The organism is Mucilaginibacter sp., assembly GCF_041088075.1.
Taxonomy (GTDB): domain Bacteria; phylum Bacteroidota; class Bacteroidia; order Sphingobacteriales; family Sphingobacteriaceae; genus Mucilaginibacter_A.
Map to the genome: position 1 here is coordinate 154,302 of NZ_JBGCVY010000037.1, position 17,507 is coordinate 171,808.

Here is a 17,507-nt window from a genome sequence, read left to right on the forward strand (position 1 = left end):
TCAATGCAAAGCCTTTTTAATTGCCGCTTCCGTTACATCGGCCATAATTTTGTAGCCTGCTGCGTTTGGATGCACGCCGTCTAAAGTCAGTTCTGCTTTTTGGCCGTTTTTTTCATCCGCCAAAGGCGTAAAATAATCTAAAACAACCAAGTGTTTCTGCTTGGCATAAGCTTCTATTTGCTTGTTCAGTGCAATAATTTTATCGGCAGGTTCTATTCCTTTCCGCCAGGGATAGTCAAAAACGGGCAAATAATCGCAAAGGATCACTTTGATGTGGTTGCGTTTGGCCAGTTCGGCCATGGATTTGATGTTGTCCATAATCGTTTCGTTGGTAACGTGGCCTCTGTTTCCGGCAATGTCGTTGCTCCCGGCCAAAATTATAACCGCTTTCGGTTTAAGGTTGATCACATCCTGCCGAAACCGGATTAACAACTGCGGGGATATTTGTCCGCTGATGCCTCTGTTCACATAATTTTTATTTGCAAAAAACTCAGGCATTAAAACCGACCAGCGTTCAAAAATGGAACTGCCGAGAAAAATCACGCGTTTATCACGCTTTGCAGGAACAGGCAAGGCTGCATTTTTTGCGGCGTAATGATGCAAATCGGCCCAGTCGTCCTGGAAATCTTCTTTAACCAAAGTTGGAGAAACGGCATTTTTGGAAGTATCATTTTGCTGTGCGAAACTTGCAAAAACAAGTAACAGCAAAAGTAAAGTCAGATATAATTTCATAATTTTCATCCGATTTAGGTTTAATTTAGATCAAAGTTCGTATCGAAGCAAATCAAAATACTTCTTTTATTGGCCTAAAATTGGTGTTTCAATTTACGGCTTCACAACGTCTTTTTCCACCAAAACCAAATCTTTCTGCTCCAGTTCTTCTTTCCGCGTTTTCCAATTTAAAAACTTTCCTTTTAGGCGTGTTACCAAATAATCGTCAAACGTTTTGACCAGTTTTATCGTCCAACCTTTTGCCTTTAATTGGTTGACATGTTCCGGCGAAGCATACAATAAATAAGGTTTTCCAGGCAGGTTTCCTTTGCCGTCTTCGTTCACTAAAAAAAGCGGCTGGTGCAAATAAAACTCCAAAGCGTGCGAGTATTCTTCTTCCTGCAACTGCGCAATTGGAAATTTTGACATACTGTTTTTATCAATATAAAATGCAGCCTCACTGCCGGATTGGTATTTTAAAAGCGACGGATAAAAATTTAAATTGAGAAAAAGATTGATGCCAATCGACACTAAAACCGATTGGAAAAGCAATCTGTATTTCGGCACAAATGCTTCTTTTACCGATATAAAAATGAACAACGCAACGGAAACGATTAGCGGTAAAACGGTAAAGAAAGTCAGGTTTTCGGCACGATAAAAATATTGTAAAAGGAAGATGATCAGCACCAGCAAAACCAAAACCACGGTTTGCGTGATGCGGATGGCGCGCCAGCTTTTTGCTGTTTTTAGGTCAATTAAATAGTACGCCGTCAAGATCGCGAAAAACGGAAAAACGATGGTGATGTAATGCGGCAACTGGAATTTGGAGGCCGAGAAAACCAGAAAAGTAAGCAGCGCGCCGCTGATGCAAAACCATTCGCGTTTGTTTTTTTGCCGAAAAAATTGGATAACAGCGATGTACAACAAGATTGACCAGGGAATAAACGCCCAAAGCAACGTGTGGAAAAAGAAAAACGGATCGCCGTGGCCTTTGATTGGTCCGTTGTTGAAGAAACGGCCAAACTGGCTGTCCCAGAAAAAAAACCGGATGCCCGAAACATTGTGCTTATCAAAAACCAATTTCTCGGGATGCAGATCAAACTGCTGGTACAAACAATAAATTTCGGGTGCTAAAAACAGCATCGTCAAAACGGCGGCCAGCAGCCAGCGCCAGTGGAAAAGCTGTTTCCAGTTTTTGGTGAAGATAAATTCTCCCGCAAAAGCGCCGAAAATTGGGATCAGCGCAAAAATACCTTTCGTCATCACGGCACAAGCGGCAAAAACACAAGCCATAAGTAAATGGCCAATACTGTTTTTATCGAGTGTTTTATAGAAATGGTAAACCGAAGCAATGATCAAACCGGTTAAATAAGGTTCGGCGCGGACATCGTTGTTGGAAATGATGAGATGCTCGGCCATTAAAAAAATCAAAACCGACCATAACGCAACTTCTTCGTTGTACAACTTTTTGCAGAACAAATACGTGTAAAACGCGCCCATCAGCACAAATAAAATGGCAGGCAATTTATAAGCCCAGGTTGTAAAACCAAACAAATTGAACGATAAAGCCGTAACCCAAAACGGAAAATGCGGTTTGTCCAGCCAGTCTTTCCCTTGCGAAAATAAGTTGACGTAATCGTGCCGCTGCACCATCGTTTTGGCAATGCAGGCGTAAAGCGGCCCGTCCAAACCTAAAATCGTAACAAACAAGCCGCTAAAATTAAGCGCAACAGCGGCCGCAATAAAAAAATACAGCCATTGGTAGGGATAATTGGAAGCGGATCGGTTCATTTCAATTTAAGCCATACTGTTTTTACCGGCATTATTTCAGGAAAACCTCCGTGGCGCCATAGCCGAATTTTTCTTTCCGAGCATCCATAAACGTTTTTACCTGCGGATGCTTGCTCACCACTTTATGGATTTCGTGCCGCAAGATCCCATTTCCCACGCCGTGGATAAAAACCACCGACGGCAACTGGTGCACAATGGCCGCGTCCAGCGTTTTTTGAAAACGTTCCAACTGTGTTTTGATAATGTCGCTGCTGCTTAAAAACTGGTAATCTTCGCGCAGTTTTTCGATGTGCAGATCCATTTCTTTGGCCGGTTTTTCCACCACTTTTTTCTCCTCCGGCGATTTGAAAAAGCTTTCTTTCAGCTTTTGCGCATCCACTTTTACTTCTGCTGCATCCAACTGAAACTGCCAGCCCAACTGGTTTAAAACGTGGACGGGTATTTTTGATCCTGCAAAATCTTTCGCTTTAAAACGTTCCGAATAAACCAGCGGATCTAAAAATCCTGCTTTTTGTGTGCTGTGGTACAAAATTTGAAAAATAAATTTCGGCCAGATGGAAATATCCGGCAAAGCCGCCGAATAAACTTTTACAGAAGTTTTTGGTGCAACAATTCCAGCAAACTCTCCTTTGTATTCCGTGTTTTTTTCGGTGCTAAAAGAAGCAAGGAGTTGGTAAGAAGTGTTGTTGATGAGATGAAACTGCACAACAGAAGTAACCTGTTTTTCGGGAACGGCGGCCAAATAAATGCCTTTTGCCACAAATTCTTGCGGCGGTATTTCGGCAATTGCTTCCTGCGTTTTTGCGGCAACTGCTGCTTCCCGGCCATGTACCGAAGTAACTTTGGATGCCAAAACCGGTATCTCAAAATCGTCGTCTCCGGTAACGCCGATGGTTTGCTCGTCAATAATCCGCGTGATAAAACCTTCCCGTTTCTCTTCCACAAAACGCACAAAATCGCCCAATTTAAATTTCATAATCTTTAGTTCAGTTTATAAAAGTACGTTCTTTTTCAATTTCCGATTACGTAAACACAAATTTTAGCTTTAGCTGTAACTGTTTGATGTTTAGTTGGAACAAGGCAAGCGATTGCAGATTTCTGTAAAAACCAACAGTCCTGTCCAACAAAACGGCCTGTTTTTGCTTATAAGCTTACCGGCAGCAATGCTTCTTTTACCCATCAAAAATTATGTTGCACGTAAAATCTTTCCCCAACAACCCGTATTACGAAAACACATATTTGCTGTTTGACGATACACTGGAATGCGTCATTATTGACCCCGGAATGTACAGCCGCGAAGAGCAAAACAAGGTTACTTCTTTTATCACCGAAAATTTGCTGAAGCCGGTTTTACTATTGAACACACATTGCCATATTGACCATGTGCTGGGCAATAAATTTGTTTTTGACCAATATGGGCTGAAACCGCAATTTCACGAAGGCGAACTGCCTTTGCTTTCGGCGGTGCCTGGTTATGCGCCGCAAATGGGCATCCATTACGAACTTTCGCCTTTGCCGGAAACGTTTTTGCCCAAAAGCGGAACCGTAAAATTCGGACAAACAGAACTGGAACTGATTTTTGCGCCCGGCCATTCGCCTGCGCATTTGTGTTTTTATTCGGCCAACGACCATGTTTTAATTGGCGGCGATGTTTTGTTCCGCGAAAGTATTGGCCGAACCGATCTGCCTGGCGGAAACACCGAACAGCTCATCAAAAATATCCGCGAAAAATTGTTTGTTTTGCCCGACCAATGTATCGTTTATCCCGGCCACGGCGAAGAAACTACCATCGGCTACGAAAAAGAATACAATCCTTTTCTTACCTGAGCGTTAAATTGTTGATATAAAAGAAGCATCCCGAAAAATTGAATACCTCTGCATTTATAGCCAGGCGCTACCTTTTTTCTAAGAAATCTACCAATGCCATCAACATTATTTCCGGTATTTCGACGCTGGGCGTGCTGGTGGGCAGTGCCGCGCTGATCATTATCCTTTCGGCTTTTAATGGAATTGAAACATCAGTACTTGCTCTTTACAACAGTTTTACGCCGGATTTAAAAGTACTTCCCGTAAAAGGAAAAACATTTGATCCACGAACGTTGGATTTAGATAGCTTACGAAAATTACAAAACGTGCTTTCGGTAACTGAGGTACTGGAAGAAAAAGCGCTTTTGCGATATGGCAAAAACCAGTTTATTGGTACGGTAAAAGGTGTAAGCAACGATTTTTTGAAAAACCCGGCCTTAGACAGCACCTTGCAGGTTGGTTCTTTTACGCTGAAAGATGAAGGCCGAAACCTGGCCGTTATCGGTTCATCGGTACAGATCAGTCTGGGCATAAACGTAAAAGACCAAATGGCGCGGTTACAAATTTATTCGCCACGACATAAGAAAATTAACTCTTTTAATCCTTTGGATGAGTTTGTAGTACGCAACATTGGTGTGTCGGGTGTTTTTTCAGTTGAAAAAGATTTTGACGATATGGTGATTACGCCAATTAGTTTCACTCGTGATTTGCTGGACGAGCCTCAAGATATTTCTTATTTAGAAATTAACTTGAAAAATAACGCCCATGTTAATAGTATGCAGGACATGTTACAGCAAAAATTTGGTAGTGGTTACATTTTAAGAAATAGTCAGCAACAAAATATTTCTTTATTCAAATTATTAAATGTTGAAAAATGGGCTGTGTTTTTAATCTTAACTTTTGTAGTAATAATTGCCATTTTCAACATTATTGGAACCTTAACCATGCTGGTAATTGATAAGCGTAAAGACATTGCCATTTTAACCAGCTTGGGCGCCGATAAAAAGCTAATTCATAATATCTTCTTTTTTGAAGGCATGTTAATTTCTTTAATCGGATGTCTTGCCGGAATGGCTTTAGGGTTAGCATTTTCCCTGGCACAACAAACATTTGGCTTTATAACCATGAAAGGTAATATAATGGATCAACCTTATCCGATAACTTTAAAGCCAGGTGATTTCCTGCTTGTGTTCCTCACCGTAATCGGAATATCAGTGATCGCTTCGGGCATTAGCGCACGGTTAAGCGTACAAAAACTCGATGAAATTAATCAGGAACTGTAAATTAGCGGCATGAAAAGGATTTTTTTCATTGGAGGTTTTTTGGGGATGATTGTTGTTTGTGGCTGCACGCGGCACAACCAGGCCGATACAAAAGTTTACAAAGGTTTGTACAGTTTTGGCTTGGAGGTAAAATCTTTTAAAGAATGCAGCACCGGCCGCGAATATTGGGTGAAAGACAGTTCGGGCAAACTGGAACTGCAATACGCCAACATGAACTTTGAAAAACCTTACGAACCGGTTTATGTAGAAGTGGAAGCTTTAAAACGGCCATCCGGCGAGGAAGGCATTGGTGCTGAGTTCGACAGCACGATGGTGGTTACCAAAGTGCAAAAAATTACGCGCGAAATCCCGGAAGATATGTGCAATTGATGCTGGATTTTCTTTTCAAAACCCTCGGTCAAAACGCAAACCAAGCTTTTTCTGCTGATCTTCCGGTATCGTTTGCATAGATTTTTTAGGCAAATCCCTCAGGCTTTTACATAATTCTGTGTAAAATTGTCTAAACCATCAAATATCAACCCTTGCCTGTTAATATTTCCATGCAGCTTGGGTTGCTTTTAGACAAAAAAATTGCGCCGATAGCAAAGCATTCATGACGAGACAAGCATTATGAAAAAAAACACCTGTAAAAGAAGCATTGTCCTGTTTTTGCTGGCTGCTTTATCATTTGCCGGCAAAGCGCAATTTTTATCTGAAACCCCCAAAACAGGAAAAGGTAAAACGGTGATGCTGGATTCGTACTTTAACAACGAATTCAGGAAGGATTCAACTGGCCACAACATTTCTTTTCATTACAAATGGAACGAAACGGACAATAACGGTTTCAGCCTTTTTAAAAGTGTTTTTAATAATTATGGCATAAAAACAGCAACGCTTTATGCTGCGCCAACGGCTGCCAACTTGCAAGGCTCGGCTATTTATTTGATTGTTGATCCGGATACGGAAAAAGAAACCGTTAACCCAAATTACGTAAACCAACAGGACGCAAGCGAAGTTGCGGCTTGGGTAAAAGCAGGCGGTGTGTTGGTTTTGATGGGGAACGATGCGGGCAACTGCGATTTGGAACATTTCAACATTTTGTCTGAGAAGTTTGGCATCCATTTTAACGAAGACGTACACAACAAAGTCATTGGTTCGCAGATTGAACTGGGCACTTTGCAGGTCCCGCCAATTGATCCGATTTTTAAAACGGCAAAGAAAATTTACCTTAAAGATATTTCCACTTTCAAACTAAACCCGCCTGCAAATGCTTCTTTTACCGATAAAAATTTGGTGATCATGGCCACAGCAAAATATGGAAAAGGAACGGTGTTTGCCGTTGGCGACCCTTGGTTTTACAATGAATATGTAAACGGGCGAAACTTGCCGCCAGATTACGATAACCTTAAAGCCTGCAACGATTTGGTAAACTGGCTGATCAAACAAGTGCCGGCAAAAGTGAAATGAGGCAAAAACAACGATGCTTCTTTTACCGGTGTTTTTTCATCGTCGCCAATTTTATGCCGGTAAAAGAAGCATCGGCAAAAGAGGAAAGGCAAAGCAGGGATTTTGATCTTGTTTAAAAAAATGATACTTTTCAAAACTCCTACAGCATAACCAAAACCAAGTAAAAAGCCAGCCATGATCTTATCAAAAAGCAATTTAAAAGCTATTCAATATCCTGAAGTTATTGTCCCTGATACGGCGGTTTTCGGCCTTCCGGAGAAAGTTTTGCAATTTGGAACAGGCGTTTTGCTGCGCGGATTGCCGGATTATTTTATTGATAAAGCCAACCGGCAGGGTTTGTTTAACGGCCGGATTGTGGTTGTAAAATCAACTGCGGCAGGAAGTGCTTCGGATTTTGACGAACAGGACGGCTTGTATACTTTGTGTGTAAAAGGCATCGAAAACGGACAAAAAACCGAAGAAAACATCATTTGCTCGGCCATCAGCCGGGTGGTATCGGCAACAGAAAACTGGGACGAAATTTTAGAATGCGCGCGAAACCCGGAAATGAAAATCATCATTTCCAACACCACCGAAGTTGGCATTCAGTTGGTTAAAGAAAGCATTAATGCCAATCCGCCAGCTTCTTTTCCGGGTAAATTATTGGCTTTTCTTTTTGAACGTTATAAAGCTTTTAACGGCAGCGAAACAAGCGGAATGGTGATTATACCAACCGAACTGATTGTGGGCAACGGCGATAAACTAAAAGCAATTGTGTTGGAACTGGCAGATTTCAACCAGTTGGAAGAAGGGTTTATCAACTGGCTGGAAAACAACAATTCGTTCTGTAATTCCTTGGTTGACCGGATTGTTCCCGGAAAACCCGATGCCGGAACCGTTGCTGCCTTTCAGGAAAAAGCAGGTTATGAAGACGGGTTGCTCACCGTTTCCGAAGTTTACCGTTTGTGGGCGATACAAGGCGATGAAAAAGTAAAATCGGTTTTGAGTTTTGCCGAGGCTGACCCAGGCGTAATCATTGCACCGGATATTGAAATTTACCGGGAGTTAAAGCTGAGGCTGCTCAACGGCACGCATACCTTAAGCTGTGGCCTGGCTTTTTTGGCCGGTTTTGATACGGTAAAAGAAGCAATGGACAATGCCCTGTTCTCAGGTTTTGTAAGCGGGTTGATGCAGGAAGAAATTGCATCGGCCATTCCTTATGCAGTAAGCAAACAGCAAACAGACGAATTTGCGGCACAAGTGCTTGACCGTTTCCGCAACCCGCACATCAAACACCAATGGATTGCCATCACGGTACAATATTCGGCCAAATTGAAAATGCGCGTGGTGCCGGTTTTGCTCAACCACTATAAAAAATCGGATAAAGTGCCTGCCCGGATTGCTTTGGGTTTTGCGGCCTACCTGCGTTTTATGCAGGTGCAAAAAGAAGAAGGCGGGAAATATTTTGGAGAAGCAAACGGCGCAACTTATCCAATCAACGATGATTTGGCGCACTATTTTTATGGCATTAAAAACAGTATCCCGGGCGATATTTATGTGTACACCATTTTAAACAATACGGAAATTTGGGGAACAGATTTGACGCTGTTGCCGGGTTTTTTAGCGGCGGTGGAGCAGTTTTTTGCGGCTATTGCTGCGGAAGGTGCTTTGGCGACGATGCAACATAGTTAGCAGTAATGACATTTGGCACATCTATTAATAGCTACATTCAAACATAGAACAGTATTTATGATATGATTAGCCCAGGTTTAAAATAATACTTTTGAAGTATGGAGATTAAAGAAAAACTTACTATACCCAAACTCATTGAAGAAGCTCAGGTTTTTTGTATTGGACAATCGCAAATCCAACATAAAGAACTTTTTGGAGTTACTGATGGAAAAGCAGTTGGAACTTTAATTGAACAGAAATTCCAAAAACATTTATACGACAAATACGAAGTTACAATTGGTTCATCTGCAAGTGGCGTTGACTTGCCTTCTGCAGACATTTTAACAGACATAAAGGTAACGTCCATAAAACAACCTCAATCCTCTTGCCCTTTCAAAGATGCTAAACAAAAAATATTTGGATTAGGCTATAATCTGCTTGTTTTCGTTTATGACAAAATGGATGATGAATACACAAAAACTGCAACTCTCAATTTTGTAAGTTGTTCATTTGTTTCAAAAGAACGAACGGCCGACTATACAACAACTTTCCGTCTTAGGGAAATGGTTAAAGACAAAGCTAATGAAGCAGATATTATTGCGTACTTGCAAGACAAAAACATTCCAGCAGATGATATAACGCTATCAAAGTTAGCCGAGCTTATTTTACAATCACCACCAGAATTAGGTTATTTAACAATTTCTAATGCTTTGCAGTGGCGATTACAATATCAAAGAATTGTGGCATTGGTTGACGATATTCCAGGCATTTCTAAAATTGTAAGCTATAACAAACCTAAATGATGAAAATATTTGAAGCAAATATTAGTCATAAGGCTTTGGAGTTTTTAAATCAAAATTTAAGAACTATTTTATCGTGTGAATTAGCTAATCAAAAAATGTTTGATGCCTTTGGCATCAAACATTTTTTTGACAGTGATGAAGATTTGGAAAAACTTAAAGAAATAATTTTTGACAATTTTAATATATTTGAAGAGCTTGACAGAGCCGAATATGGTGATTTTCAGACAAATGAAGACTTAGCAAATAAAGTAACACTACATTTAGTTTCAAAAAGTATTTCACCCGAAATAATTGTTGAGCCAACTTGTGGGAAAGGTAACTTTATTGTTGCTTCTCTAAAAAATTTTCAGTCTATCCAAAACATATTCGGAATTGAAATTTATAAACCTTATGTATGGGAAACAAAATTCAATATTGTCAATTACTTTCTCGAAAATCCTGAAACGAAAAGACCAATAATTTCTATTGCTCATTGCAATGTTTTCAATTTCAACTTCAAACATATAGAAAAGCAGTTTTCAAATAAAGAAATTTTGGTAATTGGTAACCCACCGTGGGTTACCAATTCAAAATTGGGAAGTCTTAATTCGGCTAACTTACCAAAGAAAACTAATTTTAAAAATCATAGTGGTTTAGATGCAATGACAGGCAAAGGCAATTTTGATATTGCTGAATTCATTACCATAACAATGCTTGAAACATTTCAAAAAATGAAAGGGCATATACTTTTATTGGTTAAAAATTCTGTTATTAAAAACATTGTTTTCGACCAAATTAAAAACAAATATAAAATTGCATCTATTGAAAAGCACAGCATTGACAGCAAGAAAGAATTTAATGTTTCAGTTGAAGCCTCTTTATTCTATTGTAAATTAAACGCTACGTCTGAATTTGATTGCAACGAATTTAATTTTTACAATAATCAAGACCCATATCAAAAATTTGGTTGGCTGAATGACAAATTCGTTTCTAATATTGACATTTACAATCAAACAAAAGAAATTGATGGAAAATGTCCCTTCGTTTGGCGGCAAGGCTTAAAACACGACTGCTCAAGCATAATGGAATTAGAAAAAGTAAACGGACAATATATAAACGGCTTAAATGAGAAAGTGAAATTAGAAGATGATTTAGTTTACGGTCTTCTTAAAAGTTCTGACCTTAAAAACACAGTCATCAATCAAACAAGGAAGTTTACAATTGTTACCCAAAAAAAAGTTGGACAAGAAACTAAATATATAAAATACGATTATCCAAAGACATATCAATATTTAACAGAACATCAATCTAATTTTGACGCAAGGAAATCAAGTATTTATAACAATAAACCTCTATTTTCTATTTTTGGTATAGGCGATTATTCTTTTAAACCATATAAAGTTGCCATATCCGGGCTTTACAAAACGTTCCATTTTACGTTAATTCTACCACAAGGCAATAAGCCTGTAATGCTTGACGACACTTGTTATTTAATAGGATTTGACAGAATAGAGTTTGCTGTATATGCTTTGATACTTTTAAATTCAGAAATAGCAATGCAGTTTTTGCAATCGGTAACTTTTGCTGACGCGAAAAGAACTTTTACAAAAGATATATTAATGCGAATCGACTTTTTTGAATTAACAAAGACTATTAACAAACAAAATTTGCAAACAGAATTGAATCAGTTAAACGATAAGTATAAACTTAATTTGACATTAAATTTGTGGGATAACTTCTTAACCGAAATGTTCCCAATTGACAATAAACAAATCGCAATGTTTGCGTAGGTAGATATAAGATAAGCATTACAGAATTTAGATTATAGACAAATGAAGCAGCAGGTTTTAAAAGTGCATCCTGACGATAACGTGATTGTGGCATTAACCGATTTACCGCAAGGATCAGTAGTAGTTTACGAAAACCAGCAATACACATTAAGGGACAATGTTCAGGCAAAACACAAATTTGCCGCCCAGGATTTCAACCCAAACGACGAGATCATCATGTACGGCGTTTTGGTAGGAAAAGCGCAAAATCAAATCCCGGCCGGTGCTTTGCTGACCACCAAAAATATCCACCACGCCGCCAACGAATTTTTTATCGGCGAGCGGCATACCGAATGGCAAAAACCGGATATCAGCAAGTTTGCCAACCGTACTTTTTACGGTTATCCGCGTTCTGATGGCAGCGTTGGCACGGCAAATTATTGGCTGGTTGTCCCAATGGTTTTTTGCGAGAACCGGAATTTAGAGGTTTTGGAAGAAGCTTTGATCAAACCTTTAGGTTACGGCCGGAACCGCGTTTACGCCAACCAGGCGCAGGAATTGATTAAAATGTATAAATCGGGCAGCGATGTCAGCCAAATTTTAAACGCCGAAATGCCTTATACCGAATTGGCGCCTAAACAAGACCGCTTGTTCCCCAACGTTGATGGCATTAAATTTTTGGTCCATAATGGCGGCTGTGGCGGCACGCGCCAGGATGCACAGGCACTTTGCGGGTTGCTGGCCGGTTACATCACGCATCCAAACGTGGCCGGCGCTACGGTTTTAAGTTTGGGTTGCCAAAACGCGCAGGTTTCTATTTTGGACGAAGAAATCAAAAAACGTTCGCTCTTGTTTGACAAACCTTATTTTGTGCTGGAGCAGCAAAAAGTTGGCACCGAAGCCGAACTGCTTTCGCTGGCCATCAAGCAAACTTTTGCCGGGCTTGTTTTGGCCAATAAAAATACACGTCAGCCTGCGCCGATCAGCAAAATTTGTATCGGTTTGGAGTGCGGCGGCTCGGATGGTTTTTCGGGGATTTCTGCCAATCCGGCCATCGGTTATACTTCTGATTTGCTGGTTGCTGCGGGCGGTTCGGTTATTCTGGCCGAGTTCCCGGAGTTGTGCGGCGTGGAGCAAAACATGAGCGACCGTTGCGTGGATACTGCAAATGCCGAACGTTTTTCGCATTTGATGCGCACTTACAATGAACGTGCCAAAGCGGTAGGTTCTGGTTTCGACATGAACCCTTCGCCCGGAAACATCAAAGACGGATTGATTACCGATGCGATCAAATCGGCAGGCGCGGCCAAAAAAGGCGGCACATCACCAGTGGTGGAAGTGCTGGATTATCCCGAAAAAGTAACCAAGCCCGGTTTAAATTTATTGTGTACGCCGGGAAATGATGTAGAATCAACCACGGCGGAAGTTGCTTCGGGTGCTAACGTAGTTTTGTTTACAACAGGTCTGGGTACACCGACGGGAAATCCGGTTACGCCGGTGGTTAAAATCGCCAGTAACACCAAGTTGTACAATAAAATGCGCGACATCATAGATATCAATACCGGAACCGTGATTGAAGGCGAAGAAACGATTGAACAAGCCGGCGAACGCATTCTGGATTATGTCATCCGCGTGGCCAGCGGCGAAATTGAAGTAAGCGCGGTACGCCACGGCCAGGACGATTTTATTCCATGGAAACGGGGCGTTTCGCTTTAAAACCGATGCTTCTTTTATCACCTAAAAATTGAGCTGCAAACCATCAGCCTAAAACCAAAATTGAATGAAACCATTTTTAGACGAAAACTTTTTGCTGCAATCGCCAACCGCGCAGAAGTTATACTACGATTTCGCTGAAAAACTGCCAATTATTGATTACCACAACCATTTGCCGCCTGACCAGGTTGCCGGGAACGTCAACTTTAAAAATTTAACGCAGGTTTGGCTGTACGGCGATCATTATAAATGGCGCGCAATGCGAACAAACGGCATCAACGAGGATTACATCACCGGCAGCAAAAGCGATTTCGAGAAGTTTGAAAAATGGGCCGAAACCGTGCCTTACACCATGCGCAACCCGCTTTACCACTGGACGCATTTAGAATTGCAGCGGTATTTCGGCATCCACGATTTATTGTCGGTAAAAACAGCATCTGCCATTTATGATGAAGCTACCGCCAAACTGCAAACACCGGAATATTCGGTGCAGGGATTGTTGCAAAAGATGAACGTGGAAACGATTTGCACCACCGATGACCCGCTGGATAATTTAGCTTTCCATCAGCAATTAAAACAGGAAGGCGGTTCGGTTAAAATGCTGCCTGCGTTTCGTCCGGATAAAGCCATGAACCCGGATGATTTGGAGGTTTTGAACGCTTACATGGACAAACTGGAAACGGTTGCCAATGTTTCCATTCAAGATTATGACGCGTATTTATCAGCTTTAAAAAAACGCCACGATTACTTTGCAACAAACGGCTGCTCCGTTTCCGATCATGGTTTGGAACAGGTTTATGCCGAGAATTATACGGAAGAAGAAATCCGAAACATTTTCCAAAAAATACGTGCTAAAAGAAGCATCAGTCAGGAAGAAAACCTCAAATTCAAATCGGCCTTGCTTTTTCAGTTTGCGGTTTGGGACCACGAAAAAGGCTGGGTGCAGCAATATCATTTGGGCGCTTTGCGGAACAACAACGCACGGATGCTGAAACAGTTAGGGCCGGATACCGGCTGGGATTCGATTGGCGATTTTAGTCAGGGACGGCAGCTCTCTAAATTCCTAAACCGTTTGGATTCGGAAAACCGTTTGGCAAAAACCATCATTTATAACTTAAATCCGTCTGATAACGAATTGATGGCAACCATGATTGGCAATTACAACGACGGTTCTGTTGCCGGAAAAGTGCAGTTTGGTTCGGCCTGGTGGTTTTTGGACCAGAAAGACGGCATGACCAAGCAGATCAACGCGCTATCCAACATGGGTTTGCTGAGCAAATTTGTGGGTATGTTGACAGATTCGCGCAGCTTTTTATCTTTCCCACGGCACGAATATTTCCGGAGGTTGTTGTGCAATTTATTTGGCGAAGATGTGGAAAACGGCGAATTGCCAAACGATCTGGAATGGATTGGCAAAATCGTTTCCGACATTTGCTACTACAACGCCAAAAACTACTTCAACTTTAAATAATGGGCAAAATATTAAGTTTTGGCGAGTTGCTGCTTCGGATTTGCCCCGATATAGAAGGCAATTGGCTCAAAGAAAATTCACTTCCTTTTTATGTTGGCGGTGCCGAATTAAATGTGGCTACGGCTTTAGCGCTTTGGAATTTGCCTTCCGCTTATCTTACGGCTTTGCCGGAAAATATGTTGTCGGAGCAAATCGTCAAATATCTGCAAGAAAAAAAAGTTGATACTTCTTCTATAATTTTTCAAGGAAACCGGATCGGAACTTATTATCTCCCGAAAGGAAAAGACCTGAAAAATGCCGGTGTAATTTATGACCGTAACTATTCGTCTTTTTCAGAACTTCAACCCAAAACCATTGATTGGGATGCTGTTTTTAGCGGTGTTTCCTGGTTTCATTTTAGTGCAATTTGTCCGGCCATTAATCAAAATATAGCGGAGGTTTGTGAAGAGGCTTTAAAGGCTGCTTCCGAAAAAAATATTTTTATTTCTTTGGATTTGAACTACCGCGCCAAATTGTGGAAGTACGGCAAGCAGCCCATCGAAATTATGCCAAAACTGGCGCTATATTGCGATTTGATTATGGGCAATATTTGGGCGGCCAACCAAATGCTGGGAACGGATTTAGATCAGCATTTATTGGAAGCCGAAACCAAAGAAAACTATTTGGAACATGCCGCCAAAACTTCCGAAGCGGTTTTGAAAGCTTATCCAAAATGTAAATATGTGGCCAATACGTTTCGTTTTGGCGAGATCGGGATTGAATATTATACTACTGTTTTTACCGATGGAAAATTGGAAGTGTCGGAGGAATATAAAGCCGAAAAAATTATAGACAAAGTGGGCAGCGGCGATTGTTTTATGGCGGGCTTGATTTATGGTTTGTACAAAAAACTACCGGTAAAAGAAGCATTGGAGTTTGCAACCGCAGCGGCATACGGCAAATTATTCATCGAAAGCGACGCCACGAATATGACGGTAGAAGCAGTAAAAAGAACGATCAAAAATGGGCAGTAAAAAAGAGCATTCGTTAAACCAAATATTAGAACAAGGCACTTTGCCGTTGTTTTTTTATAAAGATGCGGAAGTAAGTTTGGAGATCACCAAAACGATTTACAAAGCCGGTGTCCGCGTGTTTGAATATACTAACCGCGGGCCGGAAGCTTTGGAAAATTTCAAGCTGCTGCGGAAGCTGGCCAACGAGGAAATGCCCGATCTGGAACTGGGCATCGGCACAATTAAGTCGGTAAAAGAAGCACAGGATTTTTTGGCGGCCGGGGCAGATTTTTTGGTTAGCCCGATTGTAAACCCAAAAGTTGGCCAAATGGCTTTGGAAGCCGATATGCTTTGGATCCCGGGCTGTATGACGCCGACTGAAATCTTTACCGCGCAGGAAAACCAGGCCGCTTTGATCAAGCTTTTCCCAGCAAATATTTTGGGCGAAGCTTTTTTAACTTCAATCAAAGAACTGTTTCCCGGCCAGCTTTTTATCCCAACCGGAGGCGTAGAACTGACCAAAGAAAATATCAGCGGCTGGTTTAAGGCCGGTGTAAGCGCCGTTGGTTTGGGTAGCAAGCTCATCAGCAAAAAAGTAATGGAAGAAAAACTTTATGACGAGCTTTTTTATGCCACAAAAGAAGCACACGAATTGGTAAAAAACTGTCGGTCAATCTAAAATAAAATGGACAAAAAAATAGGTAATTACAGATGGACGATCTGCGCATTGTTGTTTTTTGCCACCACCATCAATTATTTAGACCGACAGGTTTTGAGCCTGCTTTCGGGCAAACTTGAAGCAGAATTTGGCTGGACAAATACCGATTATGCCAATATTACGGCTGCGTTTCAGTTTATTTATGCCATCTCCATGCTTTTTGCCGGCCGATTGATTGATAAGCTGGGCACAAAATGGGGCTACGCGCTTGCCATTATCATTTGGTCTTTTGGCGCTATTTTACATGCCAAAGCTATCCCGATCGGAGGTGCCATAACTTCTGTTTTTGCATTGGTTGGCATTACGGGTTTGTCGGTGTCTGTAGTTGGGTTTATTTTTTCGAGGGCGGTTTTAGGCTTTGGCGAATCCGGGAATTTTCCGGCGGCAATTAAAGCAACGGCCGAGTATTTTCCCAAGCAGGAACGATCATTTGCCACCGGCATTTTTAATTCGGGTGCTAACGTTGGTGCTATTTTGGCACCGGCAACCGTGCCTTACATTGCCGCGGCCTGGGGCTGGGAAACTGCTTTTTTAATTATTGGGGCAGCAGGTTTTTTATGGCTGGTTTTCTGGTTTATTTTTTACGATAAGCCCGAGCAGCAAAAACGTTTATCCAAAAACGAACTGGAGTACATTTTACTCGATCCGGATGAAAAAGTAATCGTTCCAAGCGAATCTGAAACCGAAGCGAAAAAAGTTTCGTGGTTTAAGCTGTTCGGCTACAAACAAACCTGGGCGTTTACCATCGGCAAGTTCATGACGGACGGCGTTTGGTGGTTTTTCCTGTTCTGGCTGCCTTCATATCTGAAAGCACAATACGGCATGGAAGGCACGTCTATTTCTTTTCCTTTGTTTGTTTTGTACAGCATGACCATGATTGGAAGCATTGGCGGCGGCTGGTTTCCGGCATATTACTTAAAAAAAGGGTACAATGCCTACGAAGGCCGCATGAAAGCCATGATGCTGATCGCCTTGTTTCCGTTGGTGATTTTGCTGGCCCAGCCGTTTGGGCATTATACGTATTGGGTGCCGGTGGTTTTAATCGGGATCGGCGCCTCAGCGCACCAAGCCTGGTCTGCCAATATTTTTACCACCGTTTCTGATATGTTTCCTAAAAAAGCCATCGGCTCGATCATCGGTATCGGTGGCATGGCCGGCGGAATTGGCGGCGTGATCGTATCAAAAGTTGGCGGTGCGCTGTTTGATCATTATAAAGCTTTAGGCCATATCCAAACCGGTTATACCATCATGTTTACGTATTGCGCTATTGCTTATATTATTGCCTGGGCGATTATGAAAACGCTGGTGCCGAAGTTTAGGCCAATCACAAATATTTAAAACACGGCACTGATTTTATCCTTATAAAAGAAGCATC

15 protein-coding genes are annotated in these 17,507 nt (G+C 41.5%); 12 read left to right on the plus strand and 3 right to left on the minus strand.

From position 1 onward, the window contains the following. From V5804_RS09120 to V5804_RS09130, 3 genes are all read right to left on the minus strand, one after another. Entirely contained in the window at positions 1–732 is a 732-nt protein-coding gene (locus V5804_RS09120) for an SGNH/GDSL hydrolase family protein (protein ID WP_369591075.1), read from the minus strand. A gap of 93 nt (positions 733–825) precedes the next feature. After that, positions 826–2,502, minus strand: coding sequence for an ArnT family glycosyltransferase (locus V5804_RS09125; RefSeq protein WP_369591076.1), 1,677 nt, complete (start codon positions 2,500–2,502; stop codon positions 826–828). 31 nt (positions 2,503–2,533) lie between these two features. After that, positions 2,534–3,478: a Smr/MutS family protein gene (locus V5804_RS09130; RefSeq protein WP_369591077.1), complete on the minus strand. Its 945-nt coding sequence runs from the start codon at positions 3,476–3,478 to the stop codon at positions 2,534–2,536. Between the two features lie 212 nt (positions 3,479–3,690). Between V5804_RS09130 and V5804_RS09135 the strand changes: the two genes are divergently transcribed. The 12 genes from V5804_RS09135 to V5804_RS09190 all read left to right on the plus strand — a co-directional run bounded on the left by V5804_RS09135 (position 3,691) and on the right by V5804_RS09190 (position 17,470). Further along, the gene (locus tag V5804_RS09135) at positions 3,691–4,329 is read left to right on the plus strand and encodes an MBL fold metallo-hydrolase (protein ID WP_369591078.1); all 639 of its coding nucleotides are present in this window, start codon (positions 3,691–3,693) and stop codon (positions 4,327–4,329) included. Positions 4,330–4,367: 38 nt separating this feature from the next. Then, on the plus strand, positions 4,368–5,591 hold the full coding sequence (locus V5804_RS09140) for an FtsX-like permease family protein (protein ID WP_369591079.1): 1,224 nt from the start codon (positions 4,368–4,370) through the stop codon (positions 5,589–5,591). Between the two features lie 9 nt (positions 5,592–5,600). Further along, complete coding sequence (locus tag V5804_RS09145) at positions 5,601–5,960, plus strand: hypothetical protein (RefSeq protein WP_369591080.1); 360 nt, start codon at positions 5,601–5,603, stop codon at positions 5,958–5,960. A 240-nt stretch (positions 5,961–6,200) separates the two neighbouring features. Continuing rightward, positions 6,201–7,037 (plus strand): hypothetical protein, encoded by an 837-nt coding sequence (locus V5804_RS09150; protein WP_369591081.1) that lies wholly within the window; start codon positions 6,201–6,203, stop codon positions 7,035–7,037. A gap of 174 nt (positions 7,038–7,211) precedes the next feature. Continuing rightward, positions 7,212–8,708 (plus strand): tagaturonate reductase, encoded by a 1,497-nt coding sequence (locus V5804_RS09155; RefSeq protein WP_369591082.1) that lies wholly within the window; start codon positions 7,212–7,214, stop codon positions 8,706–8,708. Positions 8,709–8,806: 98 nt separating this feature from the next. Further along, positions 8,807–9,490: a hypothetical protein gene (locus V5804_RS09160; protein ID WP_369591083.1), complete on the plus strand. Its 684-nt coding sequence runs from the start codon at positions 8,807–8,809 to the stop codon at positions 9,488–9,490. Continuing rightward, on the plus strand, positions 9,487–11,259 hold the full coding sequence (locus V5804_RS09165) for a hypothetical protein (protein ID WP_369591084.1): 1,773 nt from the start codon (positions 9,487–9,489) through the stop codon (positions 11,257–11,259). Before V5804_RS09160 ends, V5804_RS09165 begins: the two co-directional genes overlap by 4 nt. Positions 11,260–11,301: 42 nt before the next feature. After that, positions 11,302–12,954, plus strand: a complete 1,653-nt coding sequence (locus V5804_RS09170) for a UxaA family hydrolase (RefSeq protein ID WP_369591085.1) — start codon at positions 11,302–11,304, stop codon at positions 12,952–12,954. A gap of 64 nt (positions 12,955–13,018) precedes the next feature. Further along, positions 13,019–14,422 (plus strand): glucuronate isomerase, encoded by a 1,404-nt coding sequence (uxaC, locus tag V5804_RS09175; RefSeq protein ID WP_369591086.1) that lies wholly within the window; start codon positions 13,019–13,021, stop codon positions 14,420–14,422. Further along, positions 14,422–15,435, plus strand: coding sequence for a PfkB family carbohydrate kinase (locus V5804_RS09180; protein WP_369591087.1), 1,014 nt, complete (start codon positions 14,422–14,424; stop codon positions 15,433–15,435). Before uxaC ends, V5804_RS09180 begins: the two co-directional genes overlap by 1 nt. Next, a complete protein-coding gene (locus V5804_RS09185; protein ID WP_369591088.1) occupies positions 15,425–16,093 on the plus strand; it encodes a bifunctional 4-hydroxy-2-oxoglutarate aldolase/2-dehydro-3-deoxy-phosphogluconate aldolase in 669 nt (222 codons plus the stop codon). Before V5804_RS09180 ends, V5804_RS09185 begins: the two co-directional genes overlap by 11 nt. A 6-nt stretch (positions 16,094–16,099) precedes the next feature. Next, positions 16,100–17,470 (plus strand): MFS transporter, encoded by a 1,371-nt coding sequence (locus V5804_RS09190; RefSeq protein ID WP_369591089.1) that lies wholly within the window; start codon positions 16,100–16,102, stop codon positions 17,468–17,470. Positions 17,471–17,507: the final 37 nt, after the last annotated feature.